Origin of the sequence: Sporosarcina sp. FSL K6-1540 (genome assembly GCF_038620285.1) — a bacterium.
GTDB lineage: Bacteria > Bacillota > Bacilli > Bacillales_A > Planococcaceae > Sporosarcina > Sporosarcina psychrophila.
Genome location: NZ_CP152018.1, coordinates 4,413,123 through 4,432,100 on the forward strand (window position 1 = coordinate 4,413,123; position 18,978 = coordinate 4,432,100).

The following is an 18,978-nucleotide window of genomic DNA, read 5'->3' on the forward strand; positions in this document are numbered from 1 at the left end:
ACGTCCTGTACGTCGTAAAAATGTTTTTTTCGAATCATTATGACTCGCTTCCTTTAAGATACCTATTCATTATAGCAATTTTCGAGTTCATTAACCATATGTTCGAGTGACACTTTTTTCACAGGTACATTTGGAAATGCCTCCAAGAAACGCGGGCCATACGACTTTGTTTCAATCCGCCTATCCAAAATAATGAAAAAGCCCTTATCTGAAGATGAACGAATGAGTCTGCCGAAACCTTGCCGTAATCGCATAACCGCTTCTGGTAATGCATGCTCAGTGAATGGATTCAGCCCAGAAGCCGTCAGCTTAGCCGCCTTCGCCTTGTAAACTGGCTCTTCTGGGGATGAAAACGGTAGCCTGACGACGATAACGGCAGCCAACGCATCCCCAGGTACGTCAACACCTTCCCAAAAGCTGTTCGTTCCAAATAGAACGGAATTAGTAAACTGCCTGAAAGACTTCAATAATCGGATCCGACTACCTGAACTAATTCCTTGTGCAAACAACGTATAATCCTCTAACTGCTGACTTTCCGATATTAGATCATAGGTTTTTCTGAGCATATCTTGTGAAGTGAACAAGACAAAGAGCCTTCCGCCCGTGGCCAAGACAGTCTGAACGACCGCATCTGTAACGGCTTCGATATAATCTGATTGACTGACTTGCTGAATATCAGGCATATCATTAACAATGAATACTTCCGCACCTTCATAGAAATGGGCAGGCGCATCAAATGTTAAGAGTGGTATAGAATCAGTGATACCCAGCTGTCTTGCAATGAAACGCTCATTTTCCGGAATCGCAAGTGTTCCAGATGTCCACACAATGCCGGTTTGTTCATCCTTCAGCCTGTCAATGAGCGCACGAATCAGCCCAGATCCATCTAGTGAACGTTTGATAACAGTTAGACTCCCCGGAATACTGCGCATATCTTTTTCCATCCAAACTGTAAAATCATCTAAATTTTCATCTACAAAGACTTCAACCCATTCTCCCGCTTTGATGGTCATTTCACGGACCCAAAAATCCCATTCCGAAAGTAGTGCCTGTTCATTCTTGGTCATATTGTCAAGATGAATTGCTAAGCCACTTGTGAACAATTCAGCTTGATGAATGTAGTCTGACATCGCTTCAGCAACTTTTGAAAAATCGTTTCTACCATAGTTCAGTTCAGCTAACGAATAAATGATTCTGTTGCCCTGTTGCTTCTTGCGCTTTGCAGGGTTAAATGTAGTCAAGATGCCTACCGCATAATCGAACAATGTCAAAAACTTCATGAATGCAGAATCCAACTGAGCTCTACTGCGAGATTGATTTGTTCCGAATTGAGTATTAAGCCTATCAACCTGATGCAACAGTTGTCCCGTCGCATCAGACGTTATTTGTCCCATTACATACTTCCAATTCGTGTAGGAAAATACGGTTTCATTCATAAATGTTGCCGCTTGAACAAATTGATGGGCCTCATCGACAATGAGTCCAGCGAGTGAGCTGAAAATCTTTTGCTCTCTATTCATATCAGAAAGGAGCATGGAATGGTTTGTAATGATTAAATTTGAATGTCCGCATCTTTCCAGCAACCTGTAATGATAATCAGCAACTTGTTCATCTTTTGCAAGCACATTGGACCGCTTTCGAATTCGGTCTACAAACAGCTGGCCTCCACCCGATACATTCAGTTCTTCCAAATCACCGGACACAGTTTCCGTAAGCCAGACAAGCGTTTGCATGATGGCAAACGTTTCATCGTACGACTCATCAGCAATTCGTAGCAGTTCCTCGAATTTACCAAGTGAAATGTATTGTTCTCTACCTTTCAATACGGTCGCAGTCACATCAAATCCAAGTATTAGTCTGGCTTTACCTAGTTCTTCGTCCAATATTTTATCAGCAAGATGATTGGTGTATGTACTGATAACCACTGGTTTCCCAATCGCTATTGAATGAATTGCTGCTGGTAAGAGATAAGCCATGGTTTTTCCGATTCCAGTCGGCACTTCTGCAATAATTTCTGATTGTCCAGACAATGCAAGCCACACTGTATCCATAAACCCAAATTGCGATTCCCTTCGCTCAAAATCAGGATAAGCTTTTTTCAATTGAGCCGTTTTCTCCTGATTGTCAATTGGGTACACAGGATGATCAAAGTGATTATCCCTTGCAATGGACATATTCCGATAAGGGATTCCCCGGAAAAATGAATAATCCGGGCTTATTTTTTTCATCCGCGCCATTTTTAGCGCTTCGTAGAAAAGAGTCGAAAGATCGGATTTCAATCGAAACGATCTACGGTGCAGAAGATTCAGCGTATCCTCTGGTAATGTATGCAATTTAGTCATGCAAATAAGAAACAGCTTTGCAGTTGCTTCTGCATCATCATCAGCGCGATGGGCCGACCCTAGCGGTATCCCAAGCTCTTCAGTAATATCTTGTAACCTGTAACTTGGAGCGGATGGGATTAAGATTTTAGAAAGTTCAACCGTGTCGATTTTCTTCCCTGCCCACTTACCAACACCGCATCTCGCAAACTCACTTTGGAGGAAAGACAAGTCGAAGTCAGTATTATGTGCTATAAATACCGTCCCTTCCAAAAGGGTGGCAACTTCTGCCGCAATTTCATCAAAAAACGGTGCGTCTTTCACGTCTTCATCGGAAATAGCCGTCAATTGACGGATGAAAGCTGGGATTTTTTGTCCTGGATTTACAAAACGGACATACTTCTCCCCAATTATTCCATCTTTTATAAACACAATCGCGATTTGAATCATCCGGTCCCCTTTAGCCGGTGAATGGCCGGTTGTTTCAAGATCGACGACTGCATACGTTTTGTTGTGCATTCAATCATCAACTTCCTGTTTAACATACTACTGCAGATTGTATCACATTCTGGCTTTCGAGTCGGTACTAAGCCCATATATATGTTGAACAAATGAATACTTCTATCAACTGAACCAAGACACCTTATAAGGGTCAGCCGAGAGCGGCGGCAAATTCAATGAAGTACTTTATTTCAATATATACAAATTGACAAGATATATAAAAGGCTCATTCGGAATCATGCGTACCGATTCAAAATGAGCCCTTTTTAATTAGATAGTCATACCTTGTTTTTCGCGAATAATTTCTTTCACTCGGTTTTTTTCATCCATGATAAGAACGGTCGGTTCATGCGTACGCGCTTCTTCATCCGTCACATAGACGTAAGATAGGATGATAACGATATCGCCACGCTGCACTAGTCGTGCAGCCGCGCCGTTGACGCAAATAACACCGCTCCCGCGTTCCCCTGCAATGATATACGTTTCAAAGCGTGAACCATTATTGTTGTTAACTACATGTACTTTCTCATTTGGCAACATACCTGCTGCGTCGAGGAGATCAGCGTCAATCGTAATGCTCCCGACATAGTTTAAATCAGCCTCTGTTACAGTTGCTCGGTGTAATTTACTGTTCATCATCATTCTGAACATGATAACCATCCTTTGTTGACATAATTGTATTATCTATTAACCTTGTTCTTCCGAATTTCACAGCGCATGCAAGAATCGCCTCGTCTGACGAATCATCGTATTCTGTAAGTTCCGGGTAAGACAGCAGCGAAACATAATCCATTATGCCCGAACTATTTTCCGTAATATAAGCTGTGATTTCCCGTTCAATTTCATTGATCGAAACACCTTCATTAAACAACAATACACCCTTTTTAAGTGCTTGCTGGATAATTGGTGCCTCTGCACGTTCCATCTGAGTAAGATTGACATTCCTAGAACTTTTCGCAAGGCCATCTTTCTCGCGTACAATAGGAACCCGTTCAATTGACGTTCTCAAGTTATAATCACGAACAAACGTCTCAATAATCGCCAGTTGCTGCGCGTCTTTCATACCAAAATATGAACGGTCCGGGTCAACAATATTAAAAAGTTTCAAGACAACTTTCAGAACGCCGTCGAAATGACCGGGACGGGATGCTCCGCATAGAACTTTTGACTGAGGTCCCGGCAAGATGCGAACACCGCCGTCTTGCGGGTACATTTCTTCTGAAGTCGGCATGAACAAAATGTCGACCCCTCCCTCTTTAGCCAGACTTTCATCACGTTCTACATCACGAGGATAGGCTTCAAAATCTTCTCCAGGGCCAAACTGTGCTGGATTGACAAAAATACTCATGACAACGATATCATTGTGCTCTCTTGCATGCTTCACAAGCGTCAAGTGACCTTCGTGTAAAAACCCCATCGTTGGCACGAATCCTACTGTACGACCCTCGCGTTTATTACGATCAATCATACCTTGCAGGGTCTCAATCGAGTGAACGACCGCCATTTCAATTGCCATCCGTATTGCCTCCGTATAACGCCGTTAATTCTTCCTCTTTCATCGTAAAACGATGGCGTTCTGCCGGGAATGACCCATCTTTCACTGACGACACATACTTTTTCAAACCTTCATGGATAACTGTTCCAACATCCGCAAACGCCTCAACAAATTTCGGGACGTGATGACTGCCATACTTCACAGTGTCATGGTATACAAGCACTTGGCCATCCGTTCCCGCTCCTGCACCAATGCCGATTATTGGTATCGAAACTGCTGCAGCAACTTGTTCTCCGAGCTGATAAGGAATACATTCTAAGACGATCATAAATGCCCCTGCTGCTTCACATGCACGTGCATCATCTATAAGTTGCTGAGCCGCTTCCGCCGTCTTCCCTTGTACTTTATAACCGCCGACAACGGATGCCGACTGAGGCAATAGACCAAGATGTGCCACAATCGGAATTCCTGTTCCAGTTAGGAGGCGAATCGTATCGACCACGTTCCCTGCACCCTCAAGTTTTAATGCATTAGCACCTGTTTGTTGAAAAATGCGAACCGCATCTGTTAATGTTCTGTCTGCGCTGCCGTGATAAGAACCGAATGGCATGTCAACAACAAGAAACGTCTCCTTCGCCCCTCTTCTAGTCGCGCTGCCATGATGGATCATGTCTTCCGTGGTAACCGCAATTGTCGAATCATAGCCGAGAACGACCATGCCAAGTGAGTCACCCACGAGAATAATATCGACTCCCGCCTCCTCCGCAAGTTTTGCAGATGGATAATCATAAGCCGTCAGCATAACAATCTTTTCGTTAGCCTTTTTCATTTTGATAAAATCAACTGTGCTTTTCATAGTATTATTCCCCTCTCTTTGAGAAGAAACCGGATATAAAAACCCTTCTGCGCCAAAAATGGACAGAAGGGTTGTATCATCTTGTGATGGTTTCCTCCGTCCCTGTCTTTTAGTAAAGATCAAGGCAGATCATATTGAATTTAAGTTTACCGAAATTTCTAACAGGTGCAGTTCACACTAGATACCGCCCTTCGAAACTACTATAACAAATTGGAAGTTACATGTATAGCGATCAATTTGAAAGTTCGATATCTGCCGAATAGATACCTCGGATGGTACCATCATCAAGTTTAAGTTCGAGTACACCTTCTTCAGAGATACCGAGAGCTGTCCCGACAATCGTTTCATTGAGCATAACCGCTCGAATTCGTTTCCCAGTCGTATTAGAGTAGCCTTCCCATAACATCTTGATCGGCCCAAATCCGTGTTTAACATAGAGATCAGTATATATTTCAAGAAATCCAAGCGTTTTTGCAATCAATTGCGAACGATCAATGGGCTTCCCGGTTAGCATTTTTAGTGATGTAGCTATGCCTTGGAGTTCCTCCGGAAAATCCGATTCGTTCTGGTTAACGTTCATGCCAATCCCTAGAATGACTGCCTTTACTTGATCTGGATCTGCTTGAAGCTCCGTTAAAATACCCGTCACTTTTTTTCCCTTAATCAGGATATCATTCGGCCATTTAATATCTGGATCAATTCCTGTCATTTCCTGAATGGCACGTGTTACAGCGACCGCTGCAACTAACGTCATCTGTGGGGCTTGTTGTGGTGTTAGTGATGGCCGTGTAATTACACTCATCCAAATCCCTTTACCCGCTGTGGAGCTCCATGGACGCGCCATACGGCCTCTACCAGCAGTTTGTTCTTCCGCTATAACAACAGTTCCATCTGCCGCACCGTTCTGTTCTTCATCATGCGCGATTAACTGCGTCGACTTACACGTTTCGTAATAATGGATGTGCTGACCATACTTTTTTGTTGTTAAATATTTTTGTACATTCGCTTCGTTCACCCGATCTGGTGATTCAATAAGATAATACCCTTTTTTTCGAATCGTCCCAATCACGTAGCCATCCTTTTCGAGCTCTTTTACGTATTTCCAAATGGCAGTCCTTGATAACCCGAATTGATCAGCAATTTCTTGTCCGGAGACAGGTTCGCCTTCTGCTTCGAACAGTCTTTTCAACAATTCATTTTTCACGATTGAATTCATATAGAAACCATTCCTTTATGTCGTTTGGATCATTTTTACATGTCCCGTGCAAGACGGCTTGTTCGATTTTCCCTATCCATTCACCGATCCATCTGCCGCCCTTTTGGCTTGTCCACTCCATCAGTTTTTTACCGTCTACAGAAAGATCTGCTATGGATTGAATCGGTAGTGACTGTTTCATCTTTTTAATTTCCGTAAATGAAATTGCTTCGACATTAGCGTGAATTGATCGAATCAATTTTTCAGTTGTAATCAAAGTAGCTAAATCATAATTGTAATAATCATCAAGCGTAAATTGACAATCCATTCGATTCGCATAAGCATCTTTTACGGTTGATAGAAATGTTCTTTCAACGTTTGATAATTTATACGCTCTTGCAACATCCGACGGTGAAAAGTTACCTACAATCATAAAACAAGCCCAACCTTCAACTGCCGATTCGAATGGCACAGTACGGTTGAGTTTTTCGGTGTCTGTTGGAAATAGAGGCAAATGTAAATTTAATCCTGTATTTTGTATGTTGTGAAAAGCTTTAACTACATAATCACCTGCAAATAATTTATCCATTTCAGCTTTTAGTCTTTCTACGGATATGTAACGAATTTGCGTAGCATTATCACGAATCGCTTTAAGTGTCTGTTCTTCTATATCAAAACCAAGGACAGCCGTAAAACGGATAGCCCTGAACATTCTGAGTGCGTCTTCGTTAAACCGATCTGCTGCGTTTCCTACAGCTCTAATGATTCGTTCAGCCATATCTGCCTTACCACCGAACAAATCGATTAGCTCACCATCTTTTGTCATCGCCAGCGCATTTATCGTAAAATCACGTCTCCGTAAATCTTCCTGTAAAGATTTGACGAAATGAACTTCATCCGGTCGACGATGATCTGTATACGTGCCTTCTGTCCGGTAAGTAGTCACTTCAATCGGTTCACCATTCATCAACACAAGGATCGTACCATGTGCTGTACCAATATCTACAGTTGTCGGAAATACTGCTTTTACTTCTTTAGGTTCCGCAGAAGTTGCAATGTCGATATCCGTCGCCGTTTTCCCTAAAAGGTGATCCCGTACCGCACCTCCGACAAAAACAGCTTCATATCCTGCATTTTCAAGGATATGGATAACTTCGCGGCTCGGCACGGTTCCGAATGATGTCGTCATTTATTACCCGCCACCTCATAATAAAGTTTTTCATACTGATTAACGATTGTAGATGAATGGAACTTGTCTGCCGCTGTTATCAGTCCGTTTTCCCTGAATGTAGCACGTAAGCCATCGTCTTTCAGTAGTAGCAACGCTTTTTGCGTTGCCGCATTTGTATCACCTACTTGGACAAGAAAACCGTTGACACCATCTTCAATCACTTCCGGAATTCCACCGACATCTGTCGCAACTGAAGGTAATCCGCAAGCGAGCGCTTCCAGCAGAACAAGGCCGAACGCCTCTTTTTCCGACAAATGAAACATGACATCGCTGATAGCTAGAAGTTCAGGTAAGTCATCCCGTTTTCCCGTGAAAATAACTTGAGCCTGCAAACCTAATTCCATAACGAGCGCTTCCATCTCCACTTTTTCAGGTCCGTCCCCGACAAGAAGCAGTTTTGCATCGATTTCTTTCAATACGCCCCTGAAACTTTCAATAATATCGGGAATTCGTTTCACTTTCCTGAAATTCGAAATATGGACAATCACTTTTTCATCCGACTTAATCCCAAAATCGCTTTTTAGTGTACCAGGATTGACCGGATGGTATTTGTTTTCATCGATGAAATTATAAATAGTTACCAGATCTTTTTTCGGTTGAATCAATTCCAATGTCTCTAATCGAAGCGATTCGGACACAGCTGTTGTAATCGTAGATTTATCGATTCCATAACGCACTGTGTTTCGCAGTCCCGGATCATGTCCAAGAATAGTTACATCTGTTCCATGTAGCGTCGTGATGACGCCAATCGTGGAATTCGCCATATCTTTACCAAGTGCAGCCGATACCGCGTGAGGTACAGCATAATGGACATGAAGAAGGTCAAGTTTTTCTGTCTCGATTACTTCCGCAATACGGTTGGCGAGCGCAATATCATAAGGTGGATATTTAAACACCGAGTAACCATCGATTTTCACTTCATGGAATTGTATATTTTGGTGTGCATCCAGAAATCTGAACGGTTTACTCGATGTGATGTAATGCATTTCATGGCCCTTATCTGCCATCATTTTTCCAAGCTCGGTTGCTACAACCCCGGACCCCCCTAGAGAGGGATAGCAGATTACACCGACTTTCAACTTTTCCAATAACAGTGCCCCTTTCGACTTACAGTACTATTTCCTCACTATTAGTCGATAATATTTTCAAGTCCATAAACCAAATCTAGACGTTCCATAACATTGTGTATCGCCATAAGAATCCCCGGCGCAAATGATTTTCGATCGAAAGAATCGTGGCGAATACTTAGCAATTCACCTTCGCCTCCAAGCAGCACTTGCTGATGCGCAAGTAGCCCCGGCAATCGGATGCTATGTATTTTCATACCTTCGAAATCCGCTCCACGTGCTCCGGCTTGATGTTCTTTTTCGTCTGGATGTCCTTGTCTATGTGAGTCCCTAACCTCGCTAATCATTTCAGCTGTTTTTACTGCCGTTCCTGATGGAGCATCGACTTTATTGTCATGATGCATTTCAAGTATTTCTATATCACCTAAGTAACGCGCTGCAATGGCCGAAAACTTCATCATCAATACCGCTCCGATTGAGAAGTTTGGCGCAATGATCCCACCAATCAGATTCTTAGCTGCTAAATCTGTCAAAAGGGCAATATTATCCTTAGAAAGCCCGGATGTCCCTACGACAGGTCGGATTCCAAGTGTGATGGCATCATGTACATTTTTGAAAACAGCATCTGGATCTGTAACGTCAAGAAGTACATCTGGCTTGTTGGCAGTTGCCAACTTTTCTAATGATGTATATATCGGGATCCCGCTCGCATCATCATTCACTTCAGTTCCATGTAAATACTGACCTTCATACTTATAATCGAGAACAGCAACCAGATCCATATTTGGAGCCTTCATAATCGCAGTTAACGCCGCGCTCCCCAATCTGCCTCGTGCTCCGGCAATTGCAACTTTTATTGTCATATCGTTTCCTCCTTTTTTGTCCAGCGGTCGGCATCCCGATCCTTGAATTTATCAAGAACTGTTGAAAGTGCCTTTTCCAAACTAATTCCCTGTGAATTGGCGAAACAAATAAGAACAAACAACAAATCTCCTGTTTCTTCTTCCAGTGATTTTATCGCCTCACTCGATTTTTTCTTTTTCATGCCATATACATGTTGTACTTCTCTCGACAATTCCCCAAGTTCTTCAGTCAACCTGGCAACCAGTTCCATCGGGGGGAAGTAACCTTCTTTAAAGCCGTTTATGTACAAATCTACTTCTTGTTGTAGTTTTTCCATCGTCTGCGATTGCTCCATTTGCGTCAACTCCCTCTACCATCGTATAAATTAATAACACTATTGTCAAAATAAAAATTATAGCTGATAATAGTTATATTGCTTGAAAAAGAAAGGTGTGCGCTACATGCTCGACGGGATCAAATTCAAAAATATTTTTTTCATCATTCTTGGCGCTGCAATTTTCAGTTTCGGTCTCGTCCATTTTAATATTCAAAACGAACTTGCCGAAGGTGGTTTTACAGGAATTACACTGATTCTCCTGTTCGCTTTCAAATGGGATCCAGCGATTATGAACCTCATTTTGAACATTCCAATGTTTATTATCGGTTGGAAACTATTGGGGAAAAAAGTATTTGTCTATACAGTCATTGGAACAATTGCTGTGTCTGTTTTCCTTAAAGTATTCATGATTTATCAAATTGATATCCATCTAAAAGACGATATGTTTCTTGTTGCCCTGTTCGCGGGTGTGTTTATCGGCATCGGGCTCGGTATCATTTTTAGATATGGCGGAACAACTGGTGGTGTAGATATTATCGCACGTCTTGCTCATAAATACATCGGTTGGAGTATGGGAAAGACAATGTTTCTATTCGACGCGCTTGTCATTCTCGTTTCATGGGCTGTCTATCTAGACCACCGCTCGATGATGTATACGCTTGTTGCGCTGTTTGTTGGCGCCCGCGTCATCGACTTCGTTCAAGAAGGCGCATACGCAGCTAGAGGTGCTTTCATCATCTCTGATAGCCAAGATGATATCGCAACGAAAATCACTGAAGAAATGGATCGTGGTGTAACCGTCTTCAGAGGATACGGTCATTTCACTAAATCTGATCGAGAAATTCTCTATTGTGTCGTCGGAAGAAATGAAATTGTTCGTTTGAAAAACATCATAACGTCAGTCGATCCGCATGCCTTCGTTTCACTCACCGATGTTCACGACGTAATGGGTGAAGGCTTTACGCTGGATGAACAAAAACAGCCGCTTGAGCGATAAGTAAAGCGGAAAGCGCAAAAGTCTTCATTTGGACTAGTATGTTTCCAGCTCGCTTTCGGCTAAACTAATCACGACAGTGTTACCGAGGCACAAGGGTGGCTAGCAGTGACTTCGTCACTACTAGCCACCCTCTTTTCTATAATCCTGTTCCGATTAGTTGCCTGTCGCGTACCTACAACGTTCGAGTGAATATTGAAGTTGCTTGCAAAATAAGAATAGATGACTTTCCACAGAAGTTACAGGTGCCCGAAGATACAATTTCGGGCACCTTTGCATTTTCTACAATGCGTGCCTTTCTTATTTTCAGTAAAATCACGCTTGTCCTCATGTGATTTCCTGTAGAGGTTAACGCTTCCTTAAAATAAAAAAAGAAAAACCATAGAGAAGGAGTGAGCAGCCCAAATTGTATCTTTTGCTGCTTTTATCCAGATAAGAAGCCGACTATTCTTTCATCCAAAAAAGCTTTAGCACTTCGTGTACCTTTTCAAAGCGACGGATGAACGACCACCATACGATTACCGAGATATCTTAATCTATAGGAATCGTTCAATCCAAAGCTATCTAAATCAACTGTACTCGGAGCGCCTAGTGTTTGATTCAGTTGTTTTCTGGTTGCTTTTGGTTAATCAACACGTGTGACTTTCTTTTCTACTAAATGTAACCGAAAAAAATCCGTTCCTCAAAATATGAGGACGGATTTTTTATATTCTACTTAGTCTCTGCCCCTAAAAATCAGGATAAGACGAACCAGTTCAAGTACTGCAACAGCAGTTGCTGCGACATAAGTCATCGCCGCTGCGCTCAATACTTTTTTTGCACTTTTCTCTTCTTCATTGCGAATAATACCAAGTGTAACAATCTGATTCATCGCACGTGTAGATGCGTTAAACTCAACTGGTAATGTAACAACTTGAAACAGAACCCCGACTGCTAGTAGCGCGATACCGATTCCAAGCAAGGAATTCATGCTTGAGAAAATCACACCAATCATAATGAAAACCCACGATGCATTGGAAGTGATGCTCGCAACTGGCGCTAAACGGTGACGGAAACGTAAAAATGAATAGGCTTCCTTGTCCTGTATTGCATGACCAACTTCGTGTGCGGCAATTGCTGTACCTGCGACAGATGCCTCCCGGAAATTATGTGTGGATAACGCAATAACTTTCGTAACCGGATTATAATGATCAGTCAGAAATCCTTGGCTTTCAATCACTTGCACATTTTGTAACCCATTTTGGTCAAGGATAAGACGCGCGACCTCCGCACCTGTCATTCCAGATGTAGAACGCACTTTAGAGTACTTTTTGTATGTGCTTTTCACTTTGAATTGGGCATAAAGCGGCAATAGTATAATTGCACCCAAGTAAATCCAGAACATAGTCAACTTCCTCCCTTTTCTCTATATGACCTATTCTATAGCGGTCACACTTCATCCGCAACTATTTACTATTACCATATAACAGTGTCCGACCTCTTCTTCAATACCCAATAAGCCAGTGCGATGCAGGCAATCGATAACCAGAATGTAAAGTAACCAATATGATCCATATGCTTCATCAAATCATAATAGATTGGCATTTGCCCGTAAACGTAATCGATGACATCGTTATGAAGTGTCCAAACCGCCGCAATTGCAATATGGACAAATGAAAACCTATACAACGGACTGTATAATACTGCCTGAAGCGCCATCGCGAAATGCGAACCGATAAGCATCCAGCCTATCCAGCCGATTGAACCTGTCTCGACAAGCGTCAATAGATTCATGACGACCGCCCAAAGTCCGTATTTTACAAGCGTTATAAGTGCAAGCGCTTCGATTAACTTAAAGTTCCTACCGATTAGCCAACCGATGATGGCAAGCGTGAAAAACAGACTGGCCGTAGGACTGTCTGGCACAAAAACCCAAAATTTTGGCTCCGTGATTTTAAGTTGCCACATATACCAATCATAGCCGAACACCGTTCCACTCAAGTTAATAAATAACAGAATCCAAAGAAATGATTTATGAGAAAGCACGAGCCAAATTTTCTGTATAAATAAACCCATGGGCACCTCTCCAAAATAACTTAATATGTATCAACAAAAGCGTAAGCGCATGTTACTAATAAACGCAACCTAAGTGCGCCATTTCCTGTGACAACAGCTGCATGATCTACATCCTGTGGACTATCCGAGTCTATAGGTGCTGAAGTCTGGACGTGGACTATCATCTCTCCTAGATTACCCACTATCCTCGAACTTTATTGTTTCCTAAGTAATAAAAAAAGAGTCAGTTTCCTGACTCTTTTTTGTTACTAGTTTTTCAAGCCTTCAATAAATTCGGCAAGTATTTGTAAATCTTCATCTGAGCCTTCCCATGTTCCAGGAGGCATGTCGCCTTGTCCATCATGAGCAATTTTCACGATTTCATCGGCAGCCAGACCAGTATTTACTAAGGGCTTACCTAGTCCACCCTGGAATGCATCACCGTGACAACCAATACAGCTCGCTCCAGCGTAGATTTGATAACCTTCAGATTCAGTGTCGAATTCAACTTCTTCGACAATCGCACCTTGTATTTTCTGTTTATCCCAGTCATGGTTCACGTATGATTCCCATGTCAAGTAGAACAAAGCTGCGAATGAAAGAAGCATGAATGCAGTAGGTAGCGGACGTTTAAACGGACGGCGCTCCTTTGTAGTATCCATAAATGGAACAAGCATCAGGGCACCCATTGCAAGACCTGGCATGATAATAGCACCAATAATATTAAACGGTCCTGAAGCAAATTGATACTTTAACAATTGATACATAGATAGGAAATACCAGTCTGGAACCGGCATATACATCGTATCCGTCGGGTCCGCTTGACGTTCAAGCGGGGACGGATGAGCAACTGTCAATATTAAATATCCAATAAGGAAAACTGCACCAATCAGCCATTCCTTCAAGAGGAAGTTTGGCCAGAATGCTTCCGTTTTACCCGGATATTCTGAGTAATCTTTCGGGACGTTCGGCATCTTGTTATTAGCCTTAATGCGCGAATCTCCGACAAATTTCATCCCTTTTCCGCGGTGCATAATGTCCCCTCCTTATTAATTTCATTGGACGCCAGTCAATCTTATAGCGGTCCTGAAATACCTTGTCTTCTGATCATGATAAAGTGTGCTGCAAGCAACCCAAGCAAAGCAGCCGGTAAGAAGAATACATGAATCGCGAAGAAACGTGTTAGTGTTTGTGCACCAAGAATCGTTGAGTCTCCTGCAAGGAGAACTTTAATTGATTCACCGATGAACGGGACGGAAGCCGCAATTTCGATTCCTACTTTCGTAGCAAACAATGCTTTCATATCCCATGGCAGTAGATAACCAGTGAAACCAAGGCCAAGCATGACCATGAAGATCAATACTCCGACAACCCAGTTAAGTTCACGTGGTTTCTTATAAGAGCCCGTAAAGAATACACGCAGCGTATGTAGGAACATCATTACGATAACCAGTGACGCTCCCCAGTGATGCATCCCACGCACAATTTCACCGAATGCTACTTCATTTTGAAGGTAATAAACGGATTTCCATGCATTTTCAATGTCCGGTGTGTAATACATTGTAAGGAACATACCAGAAAGAATCTGGATGACAGTGATAAAGAATGTCAGTCCTCCGAAACAATAGATGAATGCAGAAAAGTGATGTGCAGGGTTTACGTGCTCAGGTACTTCGTGGTCAGCGATATCGCGCCAAATCGGGGTGATATCCAACCGTTCGTCAACCCAATCATAAATTTTATTTAGCACTTCGGTCGTACCCCCTTACATTTTTAAACTAATGTGTTCGGTTTTGTTTTTCCAAGATACACGAATCCGCCTTCGACTTTAACATCAAATTCGTCAAGTGGTCCAAGCGGTGGCGTTCCTTTTACGTTGTCGCCATTTTTCATATAACGTCCTGCGTGACATGGACAGAAAAATTGGTCTGGATGCTTTTCATCGCCGCCCCAGTTCACTGTACAACCAAGGTGTTTGCAGACAGGGGAAAGCGCGATAACCGTATCGCCTTCTTTATAAACCCACGCAGTGTTTGACACGTCAGATTTATACCAGGCATCCTTACGATCTTTGATAGTGAAATCGACACGAACTGGTATTTCCGTTAACTCGTCCACTTTTTGCGGAGTCGGAATGAAGTCTCCTTCATCTTTCTTCTGCAAGACAGGGTCGATTGCAAAACGGACCATAGGCATCAACATACCTGACGCCATGAATCCACCAACACCCATAAGTGTATAACTCATGAATTGGCGTCTTGACACTTTCTTGCTCATTAATTTCCCTCCTCTTACTTAAAGGTCAGTCCAACGGACATTCTTTTGCTAATTGTAATACTAGGACATATCTATGATATATCAATACTAAAGGAAATTCAATCCTGCTTTCCGAACAGATGGAAGTTTGTGAACAAATATCGAATTTTACTGCTCCGACCATTTTTCCGTGAAGCGTGGTAAAACCTGTCGAAGCTGATCTTCAATGATTGTTTTTCTTAATTGTGGATCCATGCTTTCCAGCGGAATTGACGGTAACCAGATCACTTCACCATCTAATTTAAGGCTTGTCCACGTAACATCAGTCGTCAAGAAAAATACGTGTTTAAATGGTGCCGCCGCAAAGTCCCGAGACAGTGTTGCAGCCAGCTCCGTCAGATCCATTGACTGCGTATAAGCAAATGGTGGCATTAGCATCATACGCCCTTTGAATTGCGTTTCGATGAAAGTCGTAAGGTGCATCAGAAACTCTGAAGATGACGCGCTGGTTTTCATATTCCCCGGCACAGTCTCTACTTTAAGTAAGGGTACAATAAGTGTATCGATATATTCTTTCTGTTGCAAATATGTATCCATATCTTGTGCAGTCCAGTTCATTGCAAAATTACCTCCTTGAAAAATCAATAAAGAACTCCACCAAATTGGGCGGAGTCGTTAGTTCTTCGATACCTTCATGTCATTCAACAGCGCAGATAATGCGATAAACCGTTCCTTATCGTTTGTATCGAGGGCCTCATCAACCCTTTTCATAAGCATATCAACGGTCATTAAAGCAGCACTTTCCTCCAGTAATTGTTCTGCAATTTCCCGATCGCCTTCACTTACCTGTAAATAATCCGGAAGAAAAGGATTTTCCTCACGAACACTCGCATATTCTGGGCAAGAGTGGCTGTTCGAAAAATTTAATTGTATATACATCTTATCATCTGGATGAAGTCTTAAGTCATGAAATGACTTCTCGGCATCAGCAGTCATTAAGTTCCCTTTATAAAAACGAAACGGAATGCTCTCCGAACCCGTTGTTGACATCACCATCGCCCTTGGACAGTAATGTGCTTCATCCGTAAAGTGGACGTTTTGCAGAAGCTGTTCGTGGCTTAGAAGGTAATTCAAAATCCACACACATTCACGGCGCTTCAATTTGTAGCGCTTTAAGAACCATCGCACAAAGTCCTTTTTAGCAGCGACAGGAACCATGGCCGTCATGTCACACCTCCTCGTCATTTTGTGCTTCCAGATAAGCTCTCCAATTCTCATCGTCAGGGTCAAGTTCAACCAATTCCTTGACTATTTTGAGGGCTTCATCACGTTTTCCTTCTTCAATCAGGAATTTCGCGAAGTTTCCAAGAAAACTGTGGTCATCCTTCATCCCAATATATGCCTTACCATAGGATGTGTATGCATCTTCATATTGTTCTTCACGTTCATATGCATAGGCCATAAACGCATCCAATAAAGGTATGTCAACTTGATTATCTTGTGAGTACGTAAGTAGATCGAGCAACTCAGGGCTCTGTTCTCTCTCATTGTACAGCGAGGCAAGCGTAATAAGTGCTTCAATGTATTCTGGATCGAGTGCCAATGCTTCTTTCAAATGTTCTTCTGCTTTTTCTGGAATACCTAATTTCAATGCTGATTTCCCAGCGGTCAATTGCAGTTCCTTATCAAATTCGTCCCTGCGGATTCCATCTTTGAACATATCGTATGCTCTTTGATCATCACCTAAAACTGACAAAGACTGTCCTGCCAGCATATAAGCAGAAAAGTAATCTGGATCCATTTCAATTAAATCGTCTAGCAATGTGACTGCTTTTTCTGCATTGCCACTTTGGAAGTAAGCAAATGCCGCCCCGAAAAGTGTATCTGGCAAGGCGTTATCCTGTAGCATTTCTTCGTAGTAAGGTATTGCTTCTTCATAAGCAGCACCAGCGCTATATGTTTCCGCAAGTCTTGAAACAATACGAATGCCGCCAATTTCTTCCGTTTCATCATTCAAATCAAGATACATCCGTGTAGCCTCTCCGTACTTCCCAGAATCAAGGAGCAATTCCGCATACGCAAACCGAATGACGGGCTCATCAGGTACAAGTTCATGAGCTTCCTTAATCTTCGCAAGAGCTGCTTCCGCCATTCCGGACATCTGATAATAATCCGCTAACGCTAAAAGGGCTTGGACATATTCTTCGTCGTCCGGCCCCACATCCGTGAGAAGAAGAAGCGCTTCGTCCTCTTCCCCGAGCTCCAGTAATGTACCGGCGCGATCAATTTTCAACTGGGCTTCATCCGGTAAATGAAGGCGCAACGTTTCAAAAAGGCGATCAGCCTCCCCCATAAATCCATAACTAGCAAATAAATCTGCCGCTTCATAGAGCAAATCGAAATCGGTCGACCCCGTTAACTGATCAATAACACCGGTGAGTACTTCTACATCACCTTCTAAAATAGTTCGTTCAATTTCTTCTAACTGTCCCATATTTTCACCTGAACTTTCAAAATGTATACATCAAGCTGTTATCCTTTTGTATTTATAGAAACAGCGAGCTTTTCCAAGTCTGTGAAAAATCCTGGATATGAAATAGCTATGCATGACGGATCTTCGATTTGGATTGGAGCTGAGGCGACAAGTGCTGCAATTGCAGCCATCATACCCAATCTATGATCGCCGTACGAAACAAGTGTGCCACCCGAGAGTTCCGTAGGTCCATGAATGATCATCCCATCGTCCGTCGCTTCGATATTTGCACCCAATTTTTTCAACTCTGTTGTTACCGCAGCAATTCTATCTGTCTCTTTGACCCGTAGTTCCCCGGCGTCTTTGATAACTGTTGTTCCTTCGGCCTGCGTTGCGAGCAATGCGATAACAGGCAGCTCATCGATAAGCCTTGGTATTAAGTCCCCACTGATTTCAGTACCATGCAAACCTTCGTAGGATACTTTTACAGTACCATACGGTTCGCCAGCCCCGTTAACTTCTTCAAGGATTTCAACACAAGCACCCATATTCGTAAGCACGTCCAATATCCCCGTCCTTGTCGGATTAAGCCCGACATTCGTAAACGTAACGGAACTTCCCTTAATCATTGCAGCTGCAACCATGAAAAATGCCGCTGATGAAATATCACCTGGAACTAACACATCTTTGCCCCGGAGCACATTCCCGCCCTTGACACTAACTTTAGTTCCGTCCACCTGAACCTCTGCTCCAAATTGCTGCAGCATACGTTCAGTATGGTCGCGCGAAACTGTCTCCTCACTAATAACAGTTGTCCCTTCCGCATTCAAACCAGCAAACAGAATAGCCGATTTAACTTGGGCACTGGCAACAGGCATGTCGTATTCAATTGCAGAGAGCGGTCCACCCGTAATTGTGAGTGGCAGGAGATTGCCATCTGGTTCTCCTACTACAGAAGCTCCCATGGACGACAAGGGTAGTGTAACTCTATTCATTGGACGCTTTGATAGTGATTCATCGCCTGTCAGAACAGACTTGATAGTTGAGCCCGCAAGTATTCCAAGAATTAGACGTGCTGTTGTCCCAGAATTACCTGCATAAAGTTCCTCAGACGGCGTTTGCCACCCTTGCATTCCAGGGCTATCTACCGTGACGTTAGTACCATCCCTTTCAATTGATACGCCGAGTTGTCGAAAAATATCAATTGTTCGTAGGCAATCTTCTCCGTCCAGGAATCCGGTAATTTTTGTTTTACCTTCGGCGATGGAACCGAGCATCACGGCCCGGTGCGATATCGATTTATCACCTGGAACTACCACATTACCCTTCAATTCTGGTTTATTGAACGCCACTAGTTTCGTCTCCACCAAGAAAA

At 42.8% G+C, this 18,978-nt stretch carries 19 protein-coding genes; 1 reads left to right on the forward strand and 18 read right to left on the reverse strand.

Annotated features, from left to right (window positions below):
- Positions 1–62: 62 nt before the first annotated feature.
- From dinG to MKY15_RS21265, 9 genes are all read right to left on the reverse strand, one after another.
- Positions 63–2,840: an ATP-dependent DNA helicase DinG gene (gene dinG, locus MKY15_RS21225; RefSeq protein ID WP_338656379.1), complete on the reverse strand. Its 2,778-nt coding sequence runs from the start codon at positions 2,838–2,840 to the stop codon at positions 63–65.
- Positions 2,841–3,092: 252 nt separating this feature from the next.
- Positions 3,093–3,473, reverse strand: coding sequence for an aspartate 1-decarboxylase (gene panD, locus MKY15_RS21230; RefSeq protein ID WP_187045118.1), 381 nt, complete (start codon positions 3,471–3,473; stop codon positions 3,093–3,095).
- Positions 3,448–4,326: a pantoate--beta-alanine ligase gene (panC, locus tag MKY15_RS21235; RefSeq protein WP_340742619.1), complete on the reverse strand. Its 879-nt coding sequence runs from the start codon at positions 4,324–4,326 to the stop codon at positions 3,448–3,450. Before panC ends, panD begins: the two co-directional genes overlap by 26 nt.
- A gap of 1 nt (position 4,327) precedes the next feature.
- On the reverse strand, positions 4,328–5,173 hold the full coding sequence (gene panB, locus MKY15_RS21240; protein WP_342538524.1) for a 3-methyl-2-oxobutanoate hydroxymethyltransferase: 846 nt from the start codon (positions 5,171–5,173) through the stop codon (positions 4,328–4,330).
- A gap of 232 nt (positions 5,174–5,405) precedes the next feature.
- Entirely contained in the window at positions 5,406–6,389 is a 984-nt protein-coding gene (locus MKY15_RS21245) for a biotin--[acetyl-CoA-carboxylase] ligase (RefSeq protein WP_067210327.1), read from the reverse strand.
- Positions 6,367–7,557 (reverse strand): CCA tRNA nucleotidyltransferase, encoded by a 1,191-nt coding sequence (locus MKY15_RS21250; protein ID WP_338656375.1) that lies wholly within the window; start codon positions 7,555–7,557, stop codon positions 6,367–6,369. Before MKY15_RS21250 ends, MKY15_RS21245 begins: the two co-directional genes overlap by 23 nt.
- The gene (gene bshA, locus MKY15_RS21255) at positions 7,554–8,687 is read right to left on the reverse strand and encodes an N-acetyl-alpha-D-glucosaminyl L-malate synthase BshA (protein ID WP_338656373.1); all 1,134 of its coding nucleotides are present in this window, start codon (positions 8,685–8,687) and stop codon (positions 7,554–7,556) included. The genes MKY15_RS21250 and bshA overlap by 4 nt, the downstream gene beginning before the upstream one ends.
- A 41-nt stretch (positions 8,688–8,728) precedes the next feature.
- Positions 8,729–9,529, reverse strand: a complete 801-nt coding sequence (gene dapB / locus MKY15_RS21260) for a 4-hydroxy-tetrahydrodipicolinate reductase (RefSeq protein ID WP_067210334.1) — start codon at positions 9,527–9,529, stop codon at positions 8,729–8,731.
- Positions 9,526–9,864 (reverse strand): nucleotide pyrophosphohydrolase, encoded by a 339-nt coding sequence (locus MKY15_RS21265; protein WP_067210336.1) that lies wholly within the window; start codon positions 9,862–9,864, stop codon positions 9,526–9,528. Before MKY15_RS21265 ends, dapB begins: the two co-directional genes overlap by 4 nt.
- Before the next feature lie 106 nt (positions 9,865–9,970).
- Between MKY15_RS21265 and MKY15_RS21270 the strand changes: the two genes are divergently transcribed.
- Positions 9,971–10,843, forward strand: a complete 873-nt coding sequence (locus tag MKY15_RS21270) for a YitT family protein (RefSeq protein WP_067210339.1) — start codon at positions 9,971–9,973, stop codon at positions 10,841–10,843.
- Positions 10,844–11,555: 712 nt separating this feature from the next.
- On the opposite strand, the gene MKY15_RS21275 is transcribed toward MKY15_RS21270, so the two are convergent.
- The 9 genes from MKY15_RS21275 to aroA form a co-directional block, all read right to left on the reverse strand.
- Complete coding sequence (locus tag MKY15_RS21275; RefSeq protein ID WP_342538525.1) at positions 11,556–12,224, reverse strand: zinc metallopeptidase; 669 nt, start codon at positions 12,222–12,224, stop codon at positions 11,556–11,558.
- Between the two features lie 71 nt (positions 12,225–12,295).
- Positions 12,296–12,895, reverse strand: a complete 600-nt coding sequence (locus MKY15_RS21280; RefSeq protein ID WP_338656369.1) for a DUF1405 domain-containing protein — start codon at positions 12,893–12,895, stop codon at positions 12,296–12,298.
- Between the two features lie 248 nt (positions 12,896–13,143).
- On the reverse strand, positions 13,144–13,908 hold the full coding sequence (locus tag MKY15_RS21285; RefSeq protein ID WP_067210345.1) for a menaquinol-cytochrome c reductase cytochrome b/c subunit: 765 nt from the start codon (positions 13,906–13,908) through the stop codon (positions 13,144–13,146).
- Positions 13,909–13,949: 41 nt separating this feature from the next.
- A complete protein-coding gene (locus MKY15_RS21290; protein WP_067210348.1) occupies positions 13,950–14,624 on the reverse strand; it encodes a cytochrome b6 in 675 nt (224 codons plus the stop codon).
- A 23-nt stretch (positions 14,625–14,647) separates the two neighbouring features.
- On the reverse strand, positions 14,648–15,151 hold the full coding sequence (locus MKY15_RS21295) for a ubiquinol-cytochrome c reductase iron-sulfur subunit (RefSeq protein ID WP_067210351.1): 504 nt from the start codon (positions 15,149–15,151) through the stop codon (positions 14,648–14,650).
- Between the two features lie 147 nt (positions 15,152–15,298).
- Entirely contained in the window at positions 15,299–15,748 is a 450-nt protein-coding gene (locus MKY15_RS21300) for a YpiF family protein (RefSeq protein ID WP_342538527.1), read from the reverse strand.
- 57 nt (positions 15,749–15,805) lie between these two features.
- Positions 15,806–16,357, reverse strand: a complete 552-nt coding sequence (locus MKY15_RS21305; protein WP_187045126.1) for a ReoY family proteolytic degradation factor — start codon at positions 16,355–16,357, stop codon at positions 15,806–15,808.
- 1 nt (position 16,358) lies between these two features.
- Complete coding sequence (locus MKY15_RS21310; protein WP_067210357.1) at positions 16,359–17,624, reverse strand: tetratricopeptide repeat protein; 1,266 nt, start codon at positions 17,622–17,624, stop codon at positions 16,359–16,361.
- Between the two features lie 38 nt (positions 17,625–17,662).
- Positions 17,663–18,970 (reverse strand): 3-phosphoshikimate 1-carboxyvinyltransferase, encoded by a 1,308-nt coding sequence (gene aroA, locus MKY15_RS21315; RefSeq protein WP_340742313.1) that lies wholly within the window; start codon positions 18,968–18,970, stop codon positions 17,663–17,665.
- Positions 18,971–18,978: the final 8 nt, after the last annotated feature.